The organism is Sulfurihydrogenibium subterraneum DSM 15120, from assembly GCF_000619805.1.
GTDB classification, from domain to species: Bacteria; Aquificota; Aquificia; order Aquificales; family Hydrogenothermaceae; genus Sulfurihydrogenibium; species Sulfurihydrogenibium subterraneum.
In genome coordinates, this window is record NZ_JHUV01000010.1 from 130,058 (window position 1) to 153,086 (window position 23,029).

At 32.7% G+C, this 23,029-nt stretch carries 25 protein-coding genes, 1 tRNA gene, 1 other RNA gene and 1 pseudogene; 11 read left to right on the plus strand and 17 right to left on the minus strand.

Features of this window, described 5'->3' with window-relative positions; translation table 11 throughout:
* Window positions 1-8: 8 nt before the first annotated feature.
* On the plus strand, window positions 9-1,490 hold the full coding sequence (locus tag Q385_RS0105015) for a dynamin family protein (RefSeq protein ID WP_028950613.1): 1,482 nt from the start codon (window positions 9-11) through the stop codon (window positions 1,488-1,490).
* 16 nt (window positions 1,491-1,506) lie between these two features.
* Here Q385_RS0105015 and Q385_RS0105020 read toward each other — a convergent pair whose 3' ends face one another.
* The 9 genes from Q385_RS0105020 to Q385_RS0105060 all read right to left on the minus strand — a co-directional run bounded on the left by Q385_RS0105020 (window position 1,507) and on the right by Q385_RS0105060 (window position 8,941).
* Window positions 1,507-2,505 carry a sensor histidine kinase gene (locus Q385_RS0105020; protein WP_028950614.1) on the minus strand — a complete coding sequence of 333 codons (999 nt, stop codon included), beginning with the start codon at window positions 2,503-2,505 and terminating at the stop codon, window positions 1,507-1,509.
* Entirely contained in the window at window positions 2,495-3,154 is a 660-nt protein-coding gene (phoU, locus tag Q385_RS0105025) for a phosphate signaling complex protein PhoU (RefSeq protein WP_028950615.1), read from the minus strand. Before phoU ends, Q385_RS0105020 begins: the two co-directional genes overlap by 11 nt.
* Window positions 3,148-3,588, minus strand: a complete 441-nt coding sequence (locus Q385_RS0105030; protein WP_037919643.1) for a hypothetical protein — start codon at window positions 3,586-3,588, stop codon at window positions 3,148-3,150. The genes phoU and Q385_RS0105030 overlap by 7 nt, the downstream gene beginning before the upstream one ends.
* Entirely contained in the window at window positions 3,557-3,844 is a 288-nt protein-coding gene (locus Q385_RS0105035; RefSeq protein WP_028950617.1) for a nucleotidyltransferase domain-containing protein, read from the minus strand. Before Q385_RS0105035 ends, Q385_RS0105030 begins: the two co-directional genes overlap by 32 nt.
* A 1-nt stretch (window position 3,845) precedes the next feature.
* The gene (gene pstB, locus Q385_RS0105040; RefSeq protein ID WP_028950618.1) at window positions 3,846-4,610 is read right to left on the minus strand and encodes a phosphate ABC transporter ATP-binding protein PstB; all 765 of its coding nucleotides are present in this window, start codon (window positions 4,608-4,610) and stop codon (window positions 3,846-3,848) included.
* 18 nt (window positions 4,611-4,628) lie between these two features.
* Window positions 4,629-5,471, minus strand: coding sequence for a phosphate ABC transporter permease PstA (pstA, locus tag Q385_RS0105045; protein WP_028950619.1), 843 nt, complete (start codon window positions 5,469-5,471; stop codon window positions 4,629-4,631).
* 1 nt (window position 5,472) lies between these two features.
* Window positions 5,473-6,429 carry a phosphate ABC transporter permease subunit PstC gene (gene pstC, locus Q385_RS0105050; RefSeq protein WP_028950620.1) on the minus strand — a complete coding sequence of 319 codons (957 nt, stop codon included), beginning with the start codon at window positions 6,427-6,429 and terminating at the stop codon, window positions 5,473-5,475.
* Window positions 6,430-6,527: 98 nt separating this feature from the next.
* Window positions 6,528-7,532, minus strand: a complete 1,005-nt coding sequence (gene pstS, locus Q385_RS0105055; protein WP_028950621.1) for a phosphate ABC transporter substrate-binding protein PstS — start codon at window positions 7,530-7,532, stop codon at window positions 6,528-6,530.
* Between the two features lie 116 nt (window positions 7,533-7,648).
* A complete protein-coding gene (locus tag Q385_RS0105060) occupies window positions 7,649-8,941 on the minus strand; it encodes a porin family protein (RefSeq protein ID WP_028950622.1) in 1,293 nt (430 codons plus the stop codon).
* Window positions 8,942-9,104: 163 nt separating this feature from the next.
* Here Q385_RS0105060 and Q385_RS0105065 point away from each other — a divergent pair.
* From Q385_RS0105065 to Q385_RS0105075, 4 genes are all read left to right on the plus strand, one after another.
* Window positions 9,105-9,194 (plus strand) — tRNA-Ser (locus Q385_RS0105065).
* 17 nt (window positions 9,195-9,211) lie between these two features.
* An RNA gene (gene ffs, locus Q385_RS09240) (signal recognition particle sRNA small type) lies at window positions 9,212-9,307 on the plus strand.
* 61 nt (window positions 9,308-9,368) lie between these two features.
* A complete protein-coding gene (locus tag Q385_RS0105070) occupies window positions 9,369-9,800 on the plus strand; it encodes a phosphate-starvation-inducible PsiE family protein (protein WP_028950623.1) in 432 nt (143 codons plus the stop codon).
* 2 nt (window positions 9,801-9,802) lie between these two features.
* On the plus strand, window positions 9,803-10,489 hold the full coding sequence (locus Q385_RS0105075) for a response regulator transcription factor (protein WP_028950624.1): 687 nt from the start codon (window positions 9,803-9,805) through the stop codon (window positions 10,487-10,489).
* Window positions 10,490-10,504: 15 nt separating this feature from the next.
* Here the strand turns inward: Q385_RS0105075 and Q385_RS0105080 are convergent, their stop codons facing one another.
* From Q385_RS0105080 to Q385_RS0105115, 8 genes are all read right to left on the minus strand, one after another.
* Window positions 10,505-11,002, minus strand: coding sequence for a DUF302 domain-containing protein (locus Q385_RS0105080; protein WP_028950625.1), 498 nt, complete (start codon window positions 11,000-11,002; stop codon window positions 10,505-10,507).
* Window positions 11,003-11,083: 81 nt separating this feature from the next.
* Window positions 11,084-11,479, minus strand: coding sequence for a secondary thiamine-phosphate synthase enzyme YjbQ (locus Q385_RS0105085; RefSeq protein WP_028950626.1), 396 nt, complete (start codon window positions 11,477-11,479; stop codon window positions 11,084-11,086).
* A gap of 3 nt (window positions 11,480-11,482) precedes the next feature.
* A complete protein-coding gene (locus Q385_RS0105090; protein ID WP_028950627.1) occupies window positions 11,483-12,772 on the minus strand; it encodes a complex I 51 kDa subunit family protein in 1,290 nt (429 codons plus the stop codon).
* On the minus strand, window positions 12,747-13,229 hold the full coding sequence (locus Q385_RS0105095; RefSeq protein WP_028950628.1) for an NADH-quinone oxidoreductase subunit NuoE family protein: 483 nt from the start codon (window positions 13,227-13,229) through the stop codon (window positions 12,747-12,749). Before Q385_RS0105095 ends, Q385_RS0105090 begins: the two co-directional genes overlap by 26 nt.
* A 59-nt stretch (window positions 13,230-13,288) precedes the next feature.
* Complete coding sequence (locus Q385_RS0105100) at window positions 13,289-14,164, minus strand: glycosyltransferase family 9 protein (RefSeq protein ID WP_245596365.1); 876 nt, start codon at window positions 14,162-14,164, stop codon at window positions 13,289-13,291.
* A gap of 50 nt (window positions 14,165-14,214) precedes the next feature.
* Window positions 14,215-14,535, minus strand: a complete 321-nt coding sequence (locus tag Q385_RS0105105; RefSeq protein ID WP_028950630.1) for a tetratricopeptide repeat protein — start codon at window positions 14,533-14,535, stop codon at window positions 14,215-14,217.
* Window positions 14,536-14,539: 4 nt separating this feature from the next.
* A complete protein-coding gene (locus tag Q385_RS0105110) occupies window positions 14,540-14,848 on the minus strand; it encodes a ComEA family DNA-binding protein (RefSeq protein ID WP_028950631.1) in 309 nt (102 codons plus the stop codon).
* Window positions 14,845-15,978, minus strand: a complete 1,134-nt coding sequence (locus tag Q385_RS0105115; RefSeq protein ID WP_028950632.1) for a DNA double-strand break repair nuclease NurA — start codon at window positions 15,976-15,978, stop codon at window positions 14,845-14,847. The genes Q385_RS0105110 and Q385_RS0105115 overlap by 4 nt, the downstream gene beginning before the upstream one ends.
* Before the next feature lie 160 nt (window positions 15,979-16,138).
* Between Q385_RS0105115 and Q385_RS0105120 the strand changes: the two genes are divergently transcribed.
* The 6 genes and pseudogenes from Q385_RS0105120 to Q385_RS0105145 all read left to right on the plus strand — a co-directional run bounded on the left by Q385_RS0105120 (window position 16,139) and on the right by Q385_RS0105145 (window position 23,028).
* The gene (locus Q385_RS0105120) at window positions 16,139-17,728 is read left to right on the plus strand and encodes a methyl-accepting chemotaxis protein (RefSeq protein WP_028950633.1); all 1,590 of its coding nucleotides are present in this window, start codon (window positions 16,139-16,141) and stop codon (window positions 17,726-17,728) included.
* Between the two features lie 13 nt (window positions 17,729-17,741).
* On the plus strand, window positions 17,742-18,266 hold the full coding sequence (locus Q385_RS0105125; RefSeq protein ID WP_028950634.1) for a PAS domain-containing protein: 525 nt from the start codon (window positions 17,742-17,744) through the stop codon (window positions 18,264-18,266).
* Window positions 18,267-18,268: 2 nt separating this feature from the next.
* Window positions 18,269-19,723 carry a methyl-accepting chemotaxis protein gene (locus Q385_RS09585; protein ID WP_028950635.1) on the plus strand — a complete coding sequence of 485 codons (1,455 nt, stop codon included), beginning with the start codon at window positions 18,269-18,271 and terminating at the stop codon, window positions 19,721-19,723.
* Between the two features lie 160 nt (window positions 19,724-19,883).
* Window positions 19,884-20,108: pseudogene (locus tag Q385_RS0105135) on the plus strand (methyl-accepting chemotaxis protein); the annotation flags it as partial.
* Window positions 20,109-20,122: 14 nt separating this feature from the next.
* The gene (locus Q385_RS0105140; RefSeq protein WP_028950637.1) at window positions 20,123-21,070 is read left to right on the plus strand and encodes a chemotaxis protein; all 948 of its coding nucleotides are present in this window, start codon (window positions 20,123-20,125) and stop codon (window positions 21,068-21,070) included.
* Complete coding sequence (locus tag Q385_RS0105145; RefSeq protein ID WP_028950638.1) at window positions 21,067-23,028, plus strand: chemotaxis protein CheA; 1,962 nt, start codon at window positions 21,067-21,069, stop codon at window positions 23,026-23,028. The genes Q385_RS0105140 and Q385_RS0105145 overlap by 4 nt, the downstream gene beginning before the upstream one ends.
* Window position 23,029 lies beyond the last annotated feature (1 nt).

Sequence of the window (23,029 nt, forward strand, 5' to 3'; positions counted from 1 at the left end):
GATGATTTATGATAGAAAAACTTCTTGAAAAACTTGAGGAAAAAACAGACAAAATAAAACAAAAGAAAGAATATTTTATGATAAAACCTACTGTGTGTGTTGTTGGTAAAATGTCAGCTGGTAAATCTTCATTTTTAAATTTATTATTAGGTAAAGAAATATTTCTATCTAGATTGGGAGAGACTACTAAAAGTATAACAAAAATTGAGTTATGCGATAATAAATTATTAGTATCAGAATTGAATAAAACGGATTTTAAAATTAAAGAAAAAATTTCAATTTCATCGATTTATTCTGAATTTTTATCGTTTCTAAACATAGTAGATGTTCCTGGTTATGACGCAAGCTACGATGAAGAGATTAAAGCTTACCTTAAAGATGGAGAATACGATATAGTCTTATACATACTTGACATATCAAAAGGTTTAACAAAAAAAGATAAAGAGTTTTTAGAACTTTTGCAAGAAAAAGAACCTTATGTTTTATTCATTTTAAATAAAATAGATTTATCCGCAGATGAAGATAAAGAAGATACCAAAGACCACTTAAACAAAATAAAAAATGATATAGAAAAAATATATCCGAAGAGAAAAATTTTAGGTTATGTTCCATCTTCAGCCACAAAATTTAGGAAAAATAAAGAATTAGTTAAATTTTTACAAGATATTATTATAATTGCTTCTTATGTTTCTACATTTAAGAGTAATTTAAACATAATAAGGAATGGAACTATAGAAGCCATTAACAAAAATATGGTTAAAGTTAAAGAAAGGGACAAATATTACACAAATTTTTATCTCAATAAATTATACGATGAACTTTATAAAATCTCAAATTTTGACATTATAACTGATAGTAAGAATGTTATTGAAAAGCTGATAGAAAATTTAAACTTTGAACTGCAAAACGAAATAAGTAAAGATATGGAAACAATAAAGAAGGCTTTTAATGAGGTAATTAATAATGTTAGAAAATTCATAAACGATATGTCAATTTCCTATATTGAAATTTTAAATTTAGATTTAGATTATGATTTTGGGCAAGAATATTTAGTCTCAGATTTTTCAAGATTTACTATAGGACAAACTGATTATTCTGAAGAAATCTTAGATGAGATTTTCAATGGAATTATGGTTTCTATAGGTGGAGGAATACTTGCAAGACTTGCTTTAGGAGCTCTTATTCCAGGTATAGGAACACTTGTTTTCTTAGGGTCGTTAGTTTATACATTTATGAATTTAGGCAAAAAAGCCGATGAAATAAGAAGTAAAGTTTATAATGAAGTTTCATACAGATTACCGTCAATTATAACAAGTAGTTGGGAAAGTGTGTGTGGAGATATTGAGAAAAACTTCATAGAACAAATAGACTCTATAACCAAAAGTAAAGATATTGATGAGTTTCTCAATAAACTGATTTCTGGAGCTTACAATATGAATGAAGAACTTTCAAGCGTTATTATAGATAACATGGATAAACTTTGTAAATAGATTTTAATCAAAAAAGTCAAGTGTTTGGAATTTTTATAAAAAACTTCGACCCTTTGCCTAATTTACTTTCTACCCAAACTTTTCCTTTGTGAGCTTCTGTAATGTGTTTTACGATAGATAGTCCAAGACCTGTCCCGCCTATGTTTCTACTTCTTGATTTGTCTACTCTGTAAAATCTTTCAAATACGAGCGGTAAAGACTCTTCAGGAATACCTATACCTGTATCTTCTACAGTTATTGTTGTATGTTTACTATCTTTTACAGCTTTGACTATGACTTTACCGTCTTGTTTGTTGTATTTTATTGCATTTTCTATAAGGTTTTTTAAGGCTATGCTAAGTTTTTGCTCGTCAGCGTAGATTTCAAATTTAGTAGGTATCTGATTGATAAGCTGGATATTTTTTTCTTCTGTTAGGTGTTTTAAGTCTTCAAAGATTTCTTCTATCTGTTTGTGTAAATCGTAATTTTCTTTTTTGACTTGGTCTTCTTGGGATTCTAACCTTGCAAGGATTAAAAGGTCGTTTATAAGGTGATCCATTTGTTCTATTCTCTTTTTTGCAATGTTTACAAACTTTTTTATCATTACAGGGTCTTTTTCTTCTTCTATCGTCTCTACAGCTGACTTTAGCACGGATATTGGCGTTTTTAGTTCGTGGGATACGTTTGATACAAAGTCCTTTTTTGCTTGTTTGTATACTTCAAATGGTGTAATGTCCTGAATGTGAATTATCTTTTTTCCTTCTATCCTGTAAACGTTGATTAAGTATTTTTGGTTGTCTATGTTTACTTCAGCTTTTACATCTTTGTCGTGGTTGTAGGATATAAGAGAGTAGATATAGTCATTTTCTACAACTTCTTTAAAGTTCTTACCTTGGTAATTTTCATCTTTTAAAAATTTTTTTGCAAATCTATTAACAAACTCTATTACTTTGCTCTCATCATCAACTATTATTATTCCTTCTTTTAAAAAATCTAAGAAAGTTATTAAAATGCCGTCATTAATATTACTCTTCATCTAACTCCTGATGTCTTAACATTTTTCCTTCTTTCATATATATTACTTCTTCTGCAAGGTTTGTAGCTATATCTGCTACCCTTTCTATATTTTTAACAACATCTATAAGTCTAAGACCTACCTTTATAGTTGTAGGGTCTTCTACCATGTATGTGTAGAGCTCCCTAATAATTTGGTCTTCCAAGGCATCTATTTTATCGTCTCTTTTTATAACGTCTCTTGCAAGTTCTGTGTCCATTTCTGCAAAAGATTTAATAGCATCTTTTAACATCTGAATTGCCATCTGGGTCATTATTGGTAAGTCCACATACTCTTTTAACTTTGGTTTTTGTAAAATTGACTGGGCATGCTCTTTTATGTTTTCTGCGTGGTCTCCTATTCTTTCTAAATCTCTGTTAACAAATAAGTCCATTACTAAAAATCTTAAATACTTTGCCTCTGGTTGGTATCTTGCCATTGTAGTTATTATTAAGCTTTCATTTTCTACTTCCATCTTATCAACTACATCTTCATTTTCTTCAACATACTTCAAATAGTCTGGATTATGCTCAATTATAGCCTTTATTGCGTTGTCTATCATATTTTCTGCTATTTCTGCCATTTTTAAAAGTCTTTCTCTAATTTCTGTAAGTCTTGGCTCTATTAACATTTTATTTCCTCCTGAACGTATTTTTTTATTTTATCAAAGTCTTGTAAAAAAATACTGCTTAATTTTGCGATAGTTTCATAAATCTCTTCTAACTTTTCTGGTAAATATGCGTGAACAACTTTGTTTCTAAGAAGCTTTGCTTCCATGTAATCTTCTAAGTTGTTAATTATTCCTAATTTTTCTATCCTTTGAAGTCTTTGTCTAATAGTTTGAGATAAATCTCCATATAAATAAAGTTCAAGGCTTTTGAAGAAGCTGAGAAACATCTCTACCACTTTTTCAAATCTGAAGGATAAAGAGTCATAATATTCTAAGTCTTCATAAGAGTAAACAACGGTTGGGTCAAAGGGTTTATACTTTAATAAAGAATACTCTAAAAGTTTTACACTGCTTTCCAAGTCTTTATAAGCTTGACAAATCAAGTCTTTCTGCATCTTTCATTACTTCCTTTATAAAAGGGTCGTTTTCTCTGTATATTGCTATATCTATATTTGTGTCTGTGAGTAAAAAGTATTTTGTTTGATAATTTAAAATGTCCTTTAATGTCAGCTCTCTATCTGTTTTTAGGATTAAGTCTATGTCCCCTCCTTTTTTATCGTTTTTTGTCCTTGACCCAAATAAATAAATCTCTCCTTTAAAGTCTTTAAAAACTTCTTTTAATGCTTGTTTTTCAAAGTCATATAGTCTCATCTTATCCAAATCTACCTGAGATGTAGTCTTCTGTTAATTTTTTGTTTGGTTTAGTAAATATAATATCTGTTGAGTCAAATTCAATAAGCTCTCCAAGGTACATAAATGCTGTATAATCTGATACTCTTGCAGCTTGTTGCATGTTGTGAGTAACGATGATTATTGTGTGGTTTTTCTTTAGCTCTACTGTTAACTCTTCTATCTTAGCCGTTGATATTGGGTCTAACGCCGAGGTAGGCTCGTCAAACAGAATAACCTCTGGCTTTACTGCTATAGTTCTTGCTATACATAGTCTTTGTTGTTGTCCTCCTGACAGTCCAAAGGCTGAGGTATCTAACCTGTCTTTTACTTCATCCCAAAGTGCAGCTTCTTTTAAAGCTTGCTCTACTCTGTCTTTTAATTCTGTTTTGTTTTTTATACCTTGAAGTCTAAGTCCATAGGCTATATTTTCAAAAATAGACATAGGAAATGGTGTAGGTTTTTGAAATACCATTCCTACTTTTGTTCTGAGTTCCATTAAGTCTATATCTTTGCTTAAAATGTTTTTTCCGTCTAAAAGTATCTCTCCTTCGTATCTGTTTCCTGGATATAAGTCGTGCATTCTGTTAAAACATCTTAAAAGTGTTGTTTTACCACAACCTGATGGACCTATTAAAGCTGTTATCTTCTTTTCATAAATAGGCATATTGATATTTTTTAGTGCAAGTTTATTGCCTGCATAGTAAAAGTTGAGGTTTTTTACTTCCATCTTTAAATTTTCTGCCATTTTGAAAAACTCCTCCTGTTAGTGCTTTTTCCTTTGAATCAAGTATCTTGCGGTGATAGATGCGATTAAAACGCCAAATGTGAGTATAAACGACGCAGCCCAAGCCTGTCTGTGCCACTCGTCGTAAGGACCCATAGCGTATTGGAATACTGTAACTGTTAAAGATGCCATAGGTTTTGTAGGGTCTAAGTTAGTAAAGTTATTGTTAAAAGCTGTAAATAACAATGGTGCAGTTTCTCCTGATATCCTTGCAACTCCTAATATTACCCCTGTTAAAACCCCCACTTTTGCAGCTCTTAAAACAACCTGAAAACTTACCTGCCACGGTTGAGCTCCAAGTGCGTAAGCAGCTTCTCTTGTTTCTCTGGGAACTAATTTCATCATTTCATCAGTTGTGATAACTATAACTGGAATCATTAACAGTGCTAATGCAACCCCTCCAGCTATTCCCATAAAGTGTCCAACAGGTTTAACAAGGATAGCATACACAGCAGCTCCGATAACTATAGAAGGGTTGCTCACCATAATGTCAACTATGTTTCTTCCTATTCTTGCTATCTTTGAATTTCTTCCATACTCTGCAAAGTATATACCTGCTAATATTCCTATTGGAGTTCCTATTATAGTTCCTAAAAATGTAATTATTATGTGCCCTATAAATGCGTGTTTTAAACCTCCTCCTTCCATACCTGGTGGGACTGGGTCTTTTGTAAACAGGTCTATGTTGATGTATTTAAATCCATTTATAAACAAGTCTCCCAGTATCCAGAATAAGAAAAACAACCCAAAAACAGCTGAAAATAAAGAAAGGGTTAAAAATGTGTAATTTTCAATTTTTCTTTTTAACTTGTTAGCACCCATCTTAAACCTTCCACTTTTTTTCTATTTGTAATAACATCAATTTTGACAAGTATAAAATTATAAAGGACATGATAAATAAGATTAAAGCTAAAAAGTATAGAGAAGATAAGTAAATATCTGTGTCAGCTTCTGTAAATTGGTTAGCTAAAGCTACGGTGATGGTTGTAAACGGGTCTAAAAGTGAATGGGGTATCTGGTTTACGTTTCCAGCTAAAAATGTAACTGCCATAGTCTCTCCCAGAGCTCTACCTATACTTAAAATAAGACCACCAGCTATACCTGAAGCTGTGATAGGAATCATAACTTGTTTTATCACTTCCCACTTAGTTGCACCAAGGGCATAGGCTGATTCTTTCATAATTGGAGGAACCATGTTAAAAGCATCTTTTACAACTGAGCTCATAAAAGGGATTATCATAATTGCTAAGACTAAAGAAGTTGTCAAAACGTCAACTCCTGTTGGAGATCCTTCAAAAAGTTTACCTATAACAGGAACGCTTCCAAGTTTATCTTGAAGCCAAGGCTCTACCTTTTCACCAAAAAGTGGAGCAACAACGAAAAGCCCCCACATACCGTAGATAATACTTGGTATTGCAGCCAAAAGCTCAATAGCTGTTGAGAATATTGGTTTTAATTTGTTAGGGGATAACTCTGTAAGGAAAATAGCAATTCCCATAGATATAGGAGCTGCTATTAAAGTGGCTAAAAAGGTTGCTATTAAGGTACCTACAAGAGGAACCAACCCTCCAAATTTTCCAGCAACTGGATCCCAATCAGTAGAAGTTATAAAGTTTATTATTCCCAATTTATCTATTGCGAGAGATGCTTCTTTATATAGAATAATAAAAATTACAATAGGAAGTATTATCCCTATAAATAAAGCTGCAAAACCAAGTACTACTCTAAATATGTATTCTAAGAATTTAGCTTTTTTTAACGCAGAGTTTACACTGTTCATAATCCCACCTTAAAAATTTGTTTTCCTTAACTATTATAAAACAAAAAAACCCCACTACATCGTGGGGGAGAAAACGATGGAGGTTAAACATGGGAAGCTTACATTAAACCGTTTTCTTTCCAGTATTCTCTTATAAGATTTTTTACGTTTTGTGGTAATGGTATGTAGTTTAATCTTATAGCTTCTTGGTCTCCGTTTTTAAATGCCCAATCAAAGAATTGAACTGCTTTTTTAGAAGATTCAGGTCTGTCTTTTGCTAAAAGTATGAATGTCGCTCCAGCTATAGGATAACTGTTTTTACCATGTTGGTCTGTTAAAACATAGTAAAAGTGTTGTTTTTTGTCCCACTTAGCGTTTGCAGCTGCAGCTTGGAAGGATTCAACAGAAGGAGCTACGAAGTTTCCTTCTTTGTTTTTAACTTTAGCCACAGGCATGTTGTTTTGTTTCGCGTAGATGTACTCTACGTATCCGATAGCACCTCTAAATCTTTTAGTGTAGTTGGCAACACCTTCGTTTCCTTTTCCACCTATACCTGCAGGCCAGTTAACAGACGTTCCGTATCCAACTTGTTTTTCCCATTCTGGGCATACTTTTGATAGGTAGTTTGTAAATATCCAAGTTGTACCTGAACCGTCAGACCTTCTTACTACTGTGATATCTCTATCAGGTAGGTTAACTCCTGGGTTTAGTTGTTGTAAGTATGGGTCATTCCACTTTTTAATTTTTCCCATGTAGATATCACAAATAGATCTTCCGTCAAAGTTTAACTGTTTTCCTTGGACTTCTGGAAGGTTGTAGGCTAAAACTACCCCACCTATAACAGTAGGGAATTGTAAAAGTTTTTTCTCGTTTAACTCTTTTGGAGTTAAAGGTGCGTCAGAAGCTCCAAAGTCAACAGTTCTGTTTTCTATCTGTCTTATACCACCACCAGAACCGATTGATTGGTAGTTTAACTTTATACCAGTCGCTTTTTCATACATGTAAGCCCAAGCTGAATAAATTGGGTATGGAAATGTAGCTCCAGCTCCTGTTAACTCAGCTGCAAATACTACTGTAGATACTGTTAAAAGTCCCCCTATTGCTAACTTTCCTATAGTTTTCACTTTTTTACCTCCTTTCAAGATTTACTTAAGTTAAGTTTAAATCAAAATTTTTAAAATTTCATTAATTTTTTGTTAAAAAATTTTAACAATCCCCCTCTCCCCCATTCTTAACTCTATTACCAACTTAACTCAGCTGTGAGTTTGTATTGAGACTTATCAAAGTAGCTTGCAGATTTATTTAGATTACCTAAATCATCTTTTCCAGAGTAGTCAAAGTTTTCATAGTTTAAAATCCATTTTACATACTTATTCATAGTATAAGCAACACCTACATAATAAGCTCTTCTCTTATCCCAATAGGCAGTTGCCACACCTTGTTTATTTTTTGGTTTCCAGTAATCATATCTTCCAAAGATTGACCAATCTTGAACAGGTCTAACCTCAAGGTTTACAGAGTATCCATCACCAGCGTTGGCAGATGCTGTATTGTAGTCAACTTTTCCATACTGAGCTGCTATTAAAAACATTGGATGGTTGTAAACTGCGTGTATGTGGTAAAGGTTTAGATTTTTGTGAGTTGTGTATGCATCGTTATAACCTATGTTAGATGCTAAGTGTAAAGATATGTTTGCATACTGGTCTTTTGTTGGATTTAACTTTTTATCTCCGTTTCCAAGGATGTGATATGTGATTCTACCTTCAAATGAGTTATGTATTCCAGAAGATTTTGTAGAGCTTGTTTTTATTTTGTCATAACCTTCTCCGTTAAACATTCCTATTTCAGAAGATATATAAGGAGTTTTTGTTTTAAAGTTGATTCCAAGGTCAGCAGACGGCCAAAGTCCCATACCGTATCCAGATTCAGCAAATGTTTTATCTACACTTCTATACCACCAGCCTGTATGCTCTTCAAAGTCTATCCAAGGAGTGTGAGCCACACCAAACTCAAATCCAGTATGTGGTATTAATTCAGAGATGTCTTTGTAGAGATATCCGTATTTAATTTTTAATTTGTAATCTGTACCAGCTGATAAATCAGTAGTAAATCTTATGTGGTCTTTGTCTTTTAAGTATGCTTTTGTATCAAAGTAGAATCTTCTTACTTCAAAGTCCCCTCTGTCGTTGTTTCCTGTGTATTGTTTTTTGTCAACTGTGTAAGTATAACCTATGTAGGCTTTTCCGCCAATTTCAAACTTTTTAAACTTTCCTGCTAAAGCTGGCATGTCTCCCCATTTTTTCTCTAACTTGCTTAACTTCTCCTTTGCTTCCATTGCTGTCTTGTCAATTTCAGCTTGATACTTTGCTTTTTCAGCTTCTTCCTGTGCAAGTTGTTCGTCAATCGCTGCTGCTTCCTGCTCTGTTAAGATACCCTTTTCTACTAACTTTTTAAGAATAGGGTTCTCAACTACAGCTGCCTGAGATAAACCTACTGCCCCCATAAGAGCAAGTAATGCTAAACTCTTCTTCATAAACATAACCTCCTGTAAAAATTATTTACTCAGAAAGAATACAAAAAAATTGTTAAAATTTAACGAAGGAAAAATTAATAAAACTTAACGATAAGACAAAGATTGTTAAGAAAATTTAAAATTGAAAAAATCGTAGTGTGGTATAATATTTTATTCTAATAAAGGATGGGTGTCCGAGTGGCCGAAGGAGCAGCACTGGAAATGCTGTGTACGGGTAATCCCCGTACCGCGGGTTCGAATCCCGCCCCATCCGCTTGGCAGTAGAAAACAATCGGGACCCTCCGGGTAGGAGACGGTGAACCTCCCCAGGTCCGGAAGGAAGCAAGGATAAGCCGAACCTCCTATGCCGGAGTAAGTCCCGTTAATATAAAAATTTCTTAACAAAATCTTAATAAAATCTTAAATTAATCTTATTAAAATCTTCACTATGCTAACCGTAGAAAAAATTTTAAAGTTTAGAGTGCTGGATAATGCAATACTAATCTCACTATTTATATTAGAGATAATAGTATCTTTTGGACTTGGTCTAAGTATATTCAATATAATTTTTAGCCTTTATCAAAATTACCCTAACCTTAAACAGATGATAGAAAGCCTTATAAATAATACTCTGTCTATCTTCATAATGATAGAGATAATAAAAAGTATAAACGACTACATAGCTTTAAAAAGAGTTAGAATATCTGTAATTATAGACATCTCAATAATCATACTCCTTAGGGAGCTGGTGATAGGATTGTATCAACATAATATTTCTACAGAGTTTTCTATATTACTAATAGGTATTATCTTTTTATTAGTTATAATGAGAGTAATAACATTAAAATACTCACCGAATAAGTATAAACTGGAGGTATAAAAATGGCACTCATTTATGTAATTGAAGACGATGAAGACATCAACGAACTACTAACTTACAACTTTAAAAAAGAAGGATTTGAAGTAAAGTCTTTTCCTAATGGTAAGGTAGCGTTTGAACACATTAAACAAGATAAACCAGATGCTGTGGTTTTAGACTTAATGATGCCAGAGGTTGATGGGCTTGAGTTTTGTAAGTTAGTCAGGTCTGATAAAGAAATAAGCCATACACCCTTAATTATGCTAACTGCAAAAAGTACAGAAATAGATAAAATAGTAGGCTTAGAGCTTGGAGCTGATGATTATGTAACAAAACCTTTTTCTTTTAGAGAGCTTTTAGCAAGAGTTAAGGCTGTAATTAGAAGGTCTAAGTCTTACCACTTTCCAACTGCAAAACCTAAGTATAAATTTAAAGATTTAGAGATTATCCCAGAAAAGTTTGAAGTTACTATAAAAGGACAACACATTAACCTTACTATAACACAGTTTAAACTACTTTTAGCCCTTGTTAACGCAGAAGGTAGAGTTTTATCAAGAGATTACATATTAGAAAATATATGGAAATGGGATAAAGACATATACGATAGAACAATAGACGTTCATATCAAAAAATTAAGAGAAGTTTTAGGAGAGTATGGAAACTGTATTAAAACAGTCAGGGGAGTGGGATACAAATGGGAGTGCGATTAAACACTCCCACATTTCTTACATTGAAGGGTTATTTTGTCTCTTTTCAAAATGGTCTGCTGTTTTTTGAAGGATACTTTTCATTTCTTCTGTAACTTGTTTTAAAAATGCTTTAAATCTTTTATCTTCTACACCAAAGTTAGATGAAGCTGATTCTACATCTTCAACTAAGATTTTAATATTATTTTTATCCTGATAAATAGATATTCTACAAGGTATCAAAACACTTATCACATCTTTATTAAATTTTAATCCTTCTGTTAGATAATCTGCTCTACATAGTAAGTAAGTTTTGTGAGGTGTGTTTGATTTTACAGTTTTATCTACGTTCATTGTATGAATTACTCCCCATTTATGATTTTCTATCTCTGTCTTAAGTACCTCGTTAACTCTGTCAAAGTTAGCATTTTTAATAACAACGTAATAATAACCTTTTTCAAATTGAACTTCCGCAGCTAACACTGAATAAAAAGATAAAAGTAAAGACAATGAAAGGACTGTTAAAAATTTTCTCATGATACATACCTCCATTTTTTTAATATAACATGACTATATTTAATTATAGTGAATATATATTCATATATACTATGATTATTATCATTCTATTATTTTGATAAAAACATTTCTACTCCTTGGACCGTCAAACTCTGCAAAGAATATTCCCTGCCAAGTCCCCAGTAGTAAATCCCCCTTGTCAATGATTATTGAGATTGAATTTCCGGTCAAAATTGATTTTATATGTGCAGCTGCATTTCCTTCTAAGTGTTTGTAGTTGTTTATCCATGGGACTAACTTTTCAAGATGGTTTTTTACATCGTAAACAACATCTGGGTCTGCATTTTCGTTTATAAATACTCCAGCTGTCGTGTGGGGGACGTAGATAACGCATAATCCTTCTTCTACTTTAGACTGTCTTACAATTTCCCTTACTTTTGAGGTAATATCTATAAAATCTGTATGAGATGAGGTTTTTATCGAAATTCTGTATAGCATTTTTTACTCCTTAAAACAAACTCCAGCTGGACATTTTTTCTCAATGTGTGCATAAAATTCATCTTTAAACTTTCTTAAAGCATCTCTTACAGCGTTAGGAGCTGAATATCCAAGACCACATATTGAACCAACAGGAATGTTATCACATAGATGTTCTAAATATTTTATATCTTTCTCAGTTGCTGTTCCATCTTGGAATTTTTTTAGTATATTCAAAAGTTCATAAGTTCCTACTCTACAAGGAGTACATTTTCCACAGCTTTCGTGATGGAAAAACTCACCTATAACGATAAGAGCATCTATAATACAGTCATCTTCTGCTAATACTATGGTTGTACCCGTTCCTCCAAAACCCTTTGGTGAGTAGTCCATAGGTGTATCTAAATCTCTTTCTGAATAAACGCCTAAAGCTCCTGCAAAGACAGCTTTAAACTTCTTACTGTCTTTCATACCTCCAGCCATATCTATAAGTTCACGGAGTGTAATGTCCATAGTAGATTCATACACACCGGGCTTGTTCACTTTTCCACTAACAGGAAAAAGCTTTGGTCCATAGTATCCAGCAGGTCCTATATTCATGTAATAGTTCTCGTAAGTCACTATTATTGGAATGTTAGATAGAGTTTCTACATTGTTTACGACTGTAGGTCTTCCAAAAAGTCCTTCGTTTGCGGGATAAGGAGGTCTTAGTCTTGGATGTCCTCTCTTACCTTCAAGGCTTTCTATAAGAGCTGTCTCTTCTCCACATATGTAAGCTCCAGCTCCTCGGTATACCAGTATGTCAAATGAAAAATCTGTTCCTAATATATTTTTTCCTAAATAGCCTCTTTTCCTTGCTTCCTCTATTGCATCTTCAAGTATCATGTACCCAGCAGGATACTCTCCTCTAATGTAGATAAATCCAAGTTCTGCACCTAAGGCGTAAGCTGATATAATCATTCCTTCTATAAGTAAGTGTGGGTCTCTTTCTATTATGATTCTATCTTTAAAGGTTCCTGGCTCGCTTTCGTCAGCGTTGCATATCAGATATCTTGGCTTAGGGTTTGCAAGAGCAAATCTCCACTTTCTTCCAGTAGGAAATCCAGCTCCTCCTCTTCCTCTAAGAGTGCTTTCTTCTACCATTATAACTATGTCTTCTGGAGTTAGTTTTGTTAAAGCTTTTTTTAATGCGGAGTATCCACCTGTTGTTTCGTACTCCTCTATCCATACTGTTCTATTCTCTTTTGCCCTTTTTAAAAGAAGGTTTATAGAGCTGTTTGCGTTTAAATCAGGTATATTTGGATAGTATCTCATTTAACTTACCTTCTGTTATTTTTGTTCCGTCATACAAATCATCGTCTATCATAAAAGCAGGTGCTATACTACAAGCTCCTATACATTCTACCGTCTCTATGTAAAATCTTCCATTTTTACTTTCTTGGTTTGCCTTCTCTCCTGTAAGCTTTTCAAACAACTCTATCAACTTTTTACAACCCATTACATGACATGGAAGATTTTTACACACTCTTATGTGGTGTCTTGCACCTCTTTTTACTCTAAACATGTCATAAAAACTTACTATACCTTCTATATGAGCAAGAGGTACTTGAAGGTAGTCTGACAGCTCCTGCATATGTTCTAACGTTATGTCTCGATATTTTGAGTATATAAGATGAAGAGATTGTATTATAGCTTGATCCTTTACAGGAAAATGTTCTAAGTATCTATCAATCTTTTCTTTTATGTCTTCAGTTATATATATATAACCCAATCTAATAAACTCCAGCTTTAACATTTATAAAGTATATTTTATAACATTGTTTTATTTTTTTAAAGCAATGAAAGAGTCTTTTCTACTACCTCTTGAGGAGATATTGAGGTTAGGCATCTAAAATCTCCGTATTTACAGCTATCTTTACCGTGTAAAGTACAAGGCTGACATTTTAATCCTTTAAATATGTAATCTCCTTCGTCTTTCAAAGGAGCAAATCCAAAGTATGGATGGGTTGAGCCGTATATCATCAATACCTTTACGCCAACAGATCTTGCCATGTGTGCCACAGCTGAGTCATTACTTATTACAAGCTTTGATTTTGAGATAACAGCAAAGCTCTGTCTTATAGAAAGTTTTCCTCTAAAGTCTATTACTTGCTGAGGATAAATAGCTTGGTCTTTTTCTTTGTCTTCTTTGCTACCAACTAAAACAATGTTGTATCCTTTACTTATCAAAATCTCTGCTACTTGGTCGTAGTAAGGATACATTTTGCTTAAATATCTTGCTCCTGCACCTATTACGATGTAATTTTGTAGAATGAGATTTTCAACGGAGTTTAAATCTTCTTGGTCTAATATAACTTTTGGTCTGTAATCTCCCGATATTCCAAGAGGTTTTAAAGTATCTAAGTATGCCTTTACAACATTAAAGTTTGGGTCTAACATTTTTAGTCTTCTTTTTAAACTTTGTTTTTTATACCTTAAAACTTTCCCTTTGGTAAAAGTAGATAACAAAAAAGACCTTAGATTACCGTGAAGGTCAATTATATAATCATATTTTCCAAGAGTTTTAGAAAATTTCAGTATATCTTTAAATGATTTTAGTTGACTTTTGTCAACTGCTATAAGATTTTTAATTCTGTAATCTTTTTCGAAAATCTGTGAGAATGGTTTAAAAGTTAAAAAATCTATCTGATAACCACTTTGATACAAAGGGTCTAATACAGCTGAAGATAGTATAACATCACCTAAAGATGATAATCTTATAACAAGGACTTTAATCTTTCTATCTCCTGTTTAAACTCTTCTACCATTGTTGGATGGTTGTACTTCCTTGCCTGCTCTATTCCTCTTTCGTATGTTTCTATAGCCTGTTCTATATCGCCAATATTTACATAAGCCTGTGCTAAGGTTCTATAAGCAGCTCCTTGGTCGTCGTAAACACTTAGATATTTTTTAAAATACACTATTGCATCTTCGTATCTACCTTCTTTATAAAACTCTAAGGCAAGTCCGTAAAGCCCTAACGGATTGTTAGGGTCTTTTTCCAATGCTTTTATCAAAGCCTCTATTCTGCTACTCATTTTGCTACTCCTGTAATTTTAAGTATTCTTTTGCTTTGTCATAGTTTCTTATCCACTTTAACTCTTCAATACTTTTATAATATCCTCTTATTTGACGGTCTTGTATGATTAAAATAGCAGTATTTTCTCCTATGTAAGGCACTTTTTCAAGGGTTAGCTGGTCTGCTTTGTTTACATCTATTTTAAGATTATCAGCTGAGTATTTAGGTTTATCTTTAAAAATTACACTCAGGTAAGAAAATACAACGGTTATAACCGTTAGAATAACTATCCCAACTGATTGAATTTCAATTAATTTTTCATTTATTTTCAAAGAGCTTCCCTTCCTGTTATTGAAAAGCTCAGTCCAAGCTCTCTTTCTATCAGCTCAAAATCTGCTGCTGTTATCCTTACTTGTTTGTCTACCATCTTAAGTCTTAATGGGTAGTTGTAAACGGAAGTGGTATTTCGTAAGTAGTCTAAGATTTCTTCCTCTTTTACACTTGCCCTGTCTGGATGTTGAAAATACTCTATAAGGTTAATAGACCTGACATCGCTATACTTTGCATAAAAAGACTCTATCGTTAAATCGTATAACTTATTGTTTAAGTCAAGGTCTACATACTGCAGCTGTCCAAACTCTGATTTTAAACTTTGTAGGTTTTGATACACAGGTTGTGAGTAGCCTAAATCTTTACAATACTCAAGAAAAAGTTTTATGTCAGGGACAGAGGACTTTAAAAGGTCTGTTCCTGTACTTGTTTTTGCAAGTCCTATTATTATCGGTTTGTACTCAAGATTTAAAAGGTTGTACAGGGTTATAAGATGCTCGTAGTAGGCAAGCTGAGATATTACTACTTCTAATAAATCTCTTCTTTTATCAGAGAGATTGCTTAAAACTTCTTTTTCAATCTCTTGGGACAGAGAGTATATGTAAGGATATGATAAACAGTTATCTTTTACTTTTGGATAAAGTTGTTTTATTAAACTAAGTAAATCTTCTGATTCTTCTTTTGTAAACCAGTAAGGTAGAGGAAAAGGTATTATAAATTTACTTGTTATTGTTCCATCTAACATTATAAAATCTGGTTTTTTTCTTTTGGCAAGGTTATAAACTGCCTTTACTTCTGACAAAAACATAAAAAGTGTGAGTAAAGTCTTAAAGTTATCAGACTGTTTTATAACGGATAAATAAACGTCTCCAACAAAATCACTGTCAGCTTCTTGGGTTTTTGGGTCAAAGCTCTCTGCATAACCGCTAAACACTCCTAAGAAAAATCCAAGATACTGTTTACTGTAAAAAGACCCATCAGAAGCTGCTATGTGTATGTCTTTACCTGCTGGGCTGTAGCTGTTCCATTTTTCTAAAATCTCTTGTAAAGAGATATCTAAATCTTTGTTTTCTAAATACTTTAATATGTATGATTTTTTTTGTCGGATAACTTCTAAAAGTCTATAAACCATTACTTTAAAACCTACCGTGATTTTTTTTTATTTATTTTAATATAATTTTTAAATAAAAAGACGAAAAGAATTAATATGTTAAAATTATCAAGTAGCAAAGAAAAATGGTAAAAATTTAACAGTTAGATAAAAAGTTGATTGTATGGGAGGTTAAATGTTCATGAAAACGATTAGAGCAAAAATTGTGTGGAGTTTAATAGTTGGCTCAATTATTGCCTGTATTGTCATCATTTCAGCAGTATATATTGATTTTAAAAAATTACAAAAACAATCTTCTTACGATGAGATTTCTTTATTGGCAGAAACAGCTTTTAGGTCTCTAAGAATAGCCATGAATACCGGAAATCCAGAACTCGTTGAATCAGCAGCTAACGAGATAAAAAGAATTGAGGGTATGCATAGTTTTAACGTTCACAAATCTAAACAAGTTATAGAACTATTTAGACCAGATGCAAAATATACAAACGATAAAGATGTTTTAGAAGTTTTTGAAAGTAAAAAAGAAAAGATATTTGAGTTTACACAAAATGGAGATAGACATTTAAGAATCTTAAAACCTGCCATCGCTGAACAGATGTGTTTAAAATGTCACGTTAATGCAAAAGAAGGGGATGTCTTAGGTGTTATAGATATTACTAAAAGTATGAAGAAAACAGATAAAACTATATCTAACAATTTAAAGACACTTGTTGGTTTGTTTATTATTTTAATCGTTATAATTATTATATCTTCTTTAATCTTTTTAGGATTTTTCTTGTTTAAACCTCTTAATTTATTAACTGAAACGGCAAAGAATATATCTGAAGGAGAAGGAGATTTAACAAAGAGACTAAATATAAAAAATAAAGACGAAATAGGAATTGCCGCGTCATACATAGATAAGTTTATAGAAAAAGTTCAAAGTGTACTAATAAACATTAGAAAGAAAGTAGATGATTTAGTATTAGCTGAAAAAGAAGTTTCAGAAAGTGTAGAAAATATTTCAGAAAAAGTTATAAAACAAAATGAATCTATAGAAGAAGTTAAAAATATGAGTGATTTTATTAAAGATAAAGCTCTTCAGTCTAAAAATGTTGCACAGGAGACAGAAAAGTTAGCTAATGAAAGTAAAGATAATCTTGAAATGGTTGAAAAAGAGATAGATAATTTAATTAAAGATATAAACATTATAAGTTATGAAGAGCAAAACATATCTCAGGAAATTTTAAAATTACAAAATCAAGCTGAAAATATAAAATCAGTTATGTCATTAATATTAGATATAGCTGAACAAACAAACTTACTTGCACTGAACGCGGCAATAGAAGCAGCAAGAGCAGGAGAGATGGGAAGAGGTTTTGCAGTTGTTGCAGATGAAGTTAGAAAACTTGCAGAGAAAACGCAAAATAGTATATCTCAGATAGAAAATGTAATAGGAGATGTTATATCTAAGATATACCAAACTAGTGATAGTATGTTCAAAAATGCAAAAGAAATTCAAAATTTAAGTGATGATATATCAAAACTTAAAGAAAACTCTACATTAACTAAAGAAAAAGTAATACAAATGCTTGAAAGTTCAAAGCAGTCTTTAAACTCTGCCATAGAAATAACAAAAGCAGTAGAAGATATGAGTAAAAAAATTGAAGATATTTCAGAAAAATCTTTAGAAACAAAAGAAATAACCGATAATTTAAGATACACAACCGAAAAATTAAACAAAGTCAAAAACGAAATAACTCAATTAATTTTGAAATTTAAACTAACATAAATGGAGGTAAAAAATGGAAAGACCAACACCAAAACCGGTAGAAGTTCCGGTACCACCAGATAGGTTCCTCGTATCAAAAACAGATACAAAAGGTATTATCACTTACGCAAATCCTGTTTTTTGCGAAATTGCTGGATACTCAGAAGAGGAACTTATCGGAAAACCACACAACATTGTAAGGCATCCAGATATGCCAAGAACTATATTTAAACTTCTGTGGGATACAATTCAAAAAGGAGAAGAATTATTTGCATACGTAAAAAATATGGCAAAAGATGGTAGTTATTACTGGGTTTTTGCCCATGTAACGCCTACCTTTGACAGTAGTGGAAAAATAATTGGTTATACATCCGATAGAAGACCTGTTTTAAACAGAGACGTTCTTACAAACATTATAGAACCTCTCTATAGAGAACTAAAAGAGGCGGAAAGTAGAGGAGGATTAGAAGCGGGAGTAAGACTTTTAGATGAGAAGTTAAAGCAAGTGAGTAAATCTTACGAAGAGTTCGTATTTACGATTACATTTAAGGAGGACTGAGGATGAAAGAGTATAACAAACCATCTTCGCTGACTATAATACAGTATGCTAACATGCTATCTATAGGTATATTTTCTTTTGCACTTGTCATAGAGATTTACAAACATGGTTTTGACTTGATAAGAGTTTTAAATCTTATTAACTTTATAACAGCTTGGATAATTTTTGTTAATATTAGAAAAGTTCAAGGTTTTATAAAGAGAATATCTTATGTTCTAACAGAGGCAGAGAAGGGTAATCTTGAACCAAGACTTATAAAAGAAAAAGAAAGAGGAGAGCTTTTAAAACTTGCCCATGATATAAACTACCTTTTAGACCAAGTTGATGTGTTTATAAGAGAGTTAAAAACACCAATAGAGTATGCTTCCCATAGAAAATACTGGAGAAAACCTGTAGATTTTGGGTTTACTGGAACGTTTAAGGTTGTTATGCTGTCTTTGAAAAAACCTTTAAAAGCTATAGAGGAAAATGACAGATTTATAGAGAAGACACTTATGATTGAAGAGATGGGCAAATTAGGCGGTGGAATATCATCAAACTTACAAATAATAAGTAAAGACCTTGGAAGAATAGTCCAAGAGATACAAAATATAAAAAATGAAAGCAGTAAAACAAAAGAGGTATCCGAAGAAGGTTTAGAGAAGATAGAAGAGATAGTAGAACACTTAAACCAAATTATAGAATCAATAAAACAATCTTCTGATGTTGTGCTTAACCTTACAAGAAAGATATCTGATATTTCAGAAGTGGTAAACCTTATCAGAGAGATAGCAGACCAGACAAACTTACTTGCACTAAATGCAGCGATAGAAGCAGCAAGGGCAGGAGAGATGGGAAGAGGTTTTGCAGTCGTTGCAGATGAGGTTAGAAAACTTGCGGAGAAAACACAAAAAGCAACAGAAGAGATAACAACGTCTATTACTCACCTACAATCACAAAGTAAAGACGTAGCAAAAGAAACAGAAAAGATGGTAGATATGGCTAAAAATTCAGTCGAAGAGATTAAATCGTTTAAAGATATAGCAAAAGAATTCGAAAGACAAGCAGATACGGTAAACAGATTGGCTATTTACATTTCAGATATAGCGTTCTTTTCGGCAAGAAAGTTGGATCACATAATATTTAAAAACAACACATACTCATCTTTATCACAGGAAGAATTAGTCTTTAATTTTACAGACCATCATAACTGCAAATTCGGAAAGTGGTATTATTCAGAAGAATCTGAAGAGTTTAAAGTATTTAACTCATTTAAGCAGATAGAAGAATACCATAAAGACTTTCATCAAACTCTCTATCCACTTATAGAACTTATAGAAAAAGGAGAGGATATTGTAAAACATAGACAACTTATATTTAACAACCTTCAAAAAGCTGAAAATGATTCTATGGAGCTGTTTAAGCTTATGGATGATGTACAAGAAGAAAGAAAAAAATATCTTTTAAAATCTTTTTAAGAAGGTATAAATGTTGATTTATTTAGATGGAGCAGAAATTAAGTTTAGATATTAATAAACATCTTTCTCCAATTTAAAAAAACTGTATTCAAGTGAACGGAGGTATATGACAATGAAACACGTAGAAAAGATCAACGAGATAAAAAAGATGGTAGAAAACATAAAAAAGATTGCAAAACAAAGCAATCTTTTGGCTTTAAACGCCGCCATAGAAGCTGCAAGAGTAGGAGAGATGGGAAAGGGTTTTTCAGTCGTTGCAGGAGAGTTTAGAAAATTGGCAGACGACACAAACAAAATAGCAGCAGAGATAGGGATAATTGTAAATGAACTTCAACATGAGATAGAAAAGTTAGAGGAAAATTGCAAGGAAAAAGATAACAGTTAAAATGGAGGTTTGTTATGAGTGACAACTATGGACTTCCGGATATACTAAAAACCGGACAGAACGAACTTGAGATAATAGATTTTAGAATATATGAAGATAGAGAAGAAGGATTATACGAATGGATATTAGGAGTTAATGTAGCCAAAGTAAGAGAAGTTTTAAGAACACCACCTTTAACAAAAATTCCAAACATGCCACCTCAAGTAGAAGGTATGGCAGAGATAAGGGGAGAACTTATACCAGTTATCAGCCTTGCAAAGTGGATGAACATACCAGAACCTCCCGAAAGAAAAAAGTATCTTCTGTTTATGGAGTTTTTAAGAGAAAAGGTAGGAGTTATTATACATAAAGCAAACAGGATAAGAAGAATATCTTGGAAAGACATTAAAAAAGCACCTGAAGTTATTAATCAAAGATTAAATGGTAGGATTACAGGGGTTGTAGAAGTAGAAGATGGATTTTTACTTATCCTTGACTTTGAAGGAATACTAAATGATATGAACTTACTTTACGTATTTAACGTACCTACCGAAGCAGAAAAAAGAGAAGCAAAGAAAAAGTTAAGAATACTCGTAGCCGAAGACTCTGCTGTAGCAAGAAAGATAATAAAAGACATTTTAGAATCTGCAGGACACGAAGTTATACTTACAGAAAGCGGAAAGCAAGCGTGGGAAAAACTACAGGAGATTTATAACCAAGCTTCCGCTTACGGTAAAAGCGTAAAAGACTATATAGATGTAGTACTTACAGATATTGAGATGCCAGAAATGGATGGTCTTACACTTACAAATTTAATAAAAAACACTCCCGGATTTTTAAATCTACCTGTAATAGTAAACACAACTCTATCAGACGAAGCAAACCAGCAAAAAGCAAGAAATGTAGGTGCGGATGACTACTTAGTAAAGTTTGATGCAAAACACTTAACCCAACTGATAGAAAAGTATGGAGGTGGGCAATGATTCCAGATGAACTTAAAGAAATTTTTGAAGAGTTTGTAGTTGAAGCATCAGACCATTTAGAAAATTTAGAATCAGCACTACTAAGCCTTGAAAAAGATGCCGAAAATCAAGATTTGATAAACTCAGCTTTTAGAAGTATGCATACTCTTAAAGGTGGAGCTGGTTTTTTAGGATTAACAAAAATAGTAGATGTTGCACACAAAGCTGAAGACATACTGGGAAAAGTTAAAGAAGGGAAGCTGAAAATCACTTCGGAAATTCTTGACGTTTTGCTTAAGGCAGTTGATTACATTAAAAATGCTATAAGGGATTATCAATCTGGAGAAGAACCTGAAGAACCTACAGATATTATAGAAAATCTCACTGAAATATTAACAGACAAACCAAAACATTCTTCCTCTCAAGACCAAGGAGAAATAACATTAGACAGGTTGTTAGATAAGTACGGTTTATCACACCTAAAAGGTCTTACCATAGAAGAGATACTCGAAGAGTTAGTTTTAATGCCACCAAACAAAAGACCAAAAGAGATAGTAGATTACATAGATAACTTGTTAAATGTTGGTGCTGAGACAAAACCTATACCTACAGACATAATCCAAAGTATAGAAGAAGAAACAGCTAAAAAGATGCTTGAAGCTGTAGAAGAAGAAATAATAAAGAGAGATTTAGAGACACCAACGACAGAAGAAAATAACATAGAAGAGACTAAGATAGAAGAAACAAAAAAAGAAGAGAAAAAACCTCAAAAACCTCAGAAAAAAGATGAAGAAGAGAGGGTTTTAAGGATAGACGTTCAAAAGATAGAAAACCTTATGAACCTTGTAGGAGAGCTGGTTTTAGATAGAAACAGGCTTTTGAGAAGCGTTCAGGAACTGACACAAAACATGGCTTCAAATAAGTACATAGAAGAGATAGAATCAGTTGCATCTTCAATAGATAAAATAGTAGGAGATTTGCAACTTGCAGTTATGAAAACCCGTATGCAACCTGTTAAGAGGCTCTTCCAAAAGTTTAGCAGAGTAGTAAGGGACTTATCAAAGTTAGTAGGAAAAGAAGTAAATCTTATAATTGAAGGCGAAGATACGGAGATGGATAAATCTATTCTTGAAAAGTTAGAAGAACCTTTAGTCCACTTGATAAGGAATGCCTTAGACCACGGATTAGAAACTCCTGAAGAAAGAAAGAGACTTGGAAAACCACCTATCGGCAAATTAGTTCTAAGGGCTTACTATCAAGGAGATAGAGTTTATCTTGAAGTAGAAGATGACGGAAGAGGAATAGACCCAGCAAAAGTAGCCCAGAAGGCGATAGAAAAAGGAATAATAACAAAGGAACAACTTGAAAAAATGACAGAAAAAGAGATATTGCAACTTGTTTTCTTACCGGGCTTTTCAACCAAGGATAAAGTATCAGAAATATCTGGACGTGGCGTAGGAATGGACGCTGTAATGAATACAGTTATAAACTTTAGAGGAACCATTGATATATGGAGTGAAAAAGGTAAAGGAACAAAGATATCTATGGCATTTCCTTTAACAGTTGGCATAATAAGGTCTCTGCTTGTATCTGTTAGTGGAAGAAGATTTGCTATACCTATATTCTTAGTAACTGAAATTATATCTGTAGAAAATGCGACAGTAAAAACACTGTCTGGGAAAGAAGTATTAATATTAAGAGAGAAAGCTTTACCACTTATAAACATATATGATATGCTAAAAGTGCCTCCTTGTAAGACAGGATATATAATAGTATGTCTCATTGGTAATCAGAGAGTAGCATTTACAGTAGAAGACCTTTTTGGAGATGAAGAGATAGTTGTTAAACCACTTGGAAAAATATTTGGAGACTTGCACGGTATATCAGGAGCTACTATAACAGGAGATGGTAAAATCGTTTTAATACTTGATTTAGTAGAACTCCTTAAAAACTTAAACAGTAATGCCTTAAAAGTATAGG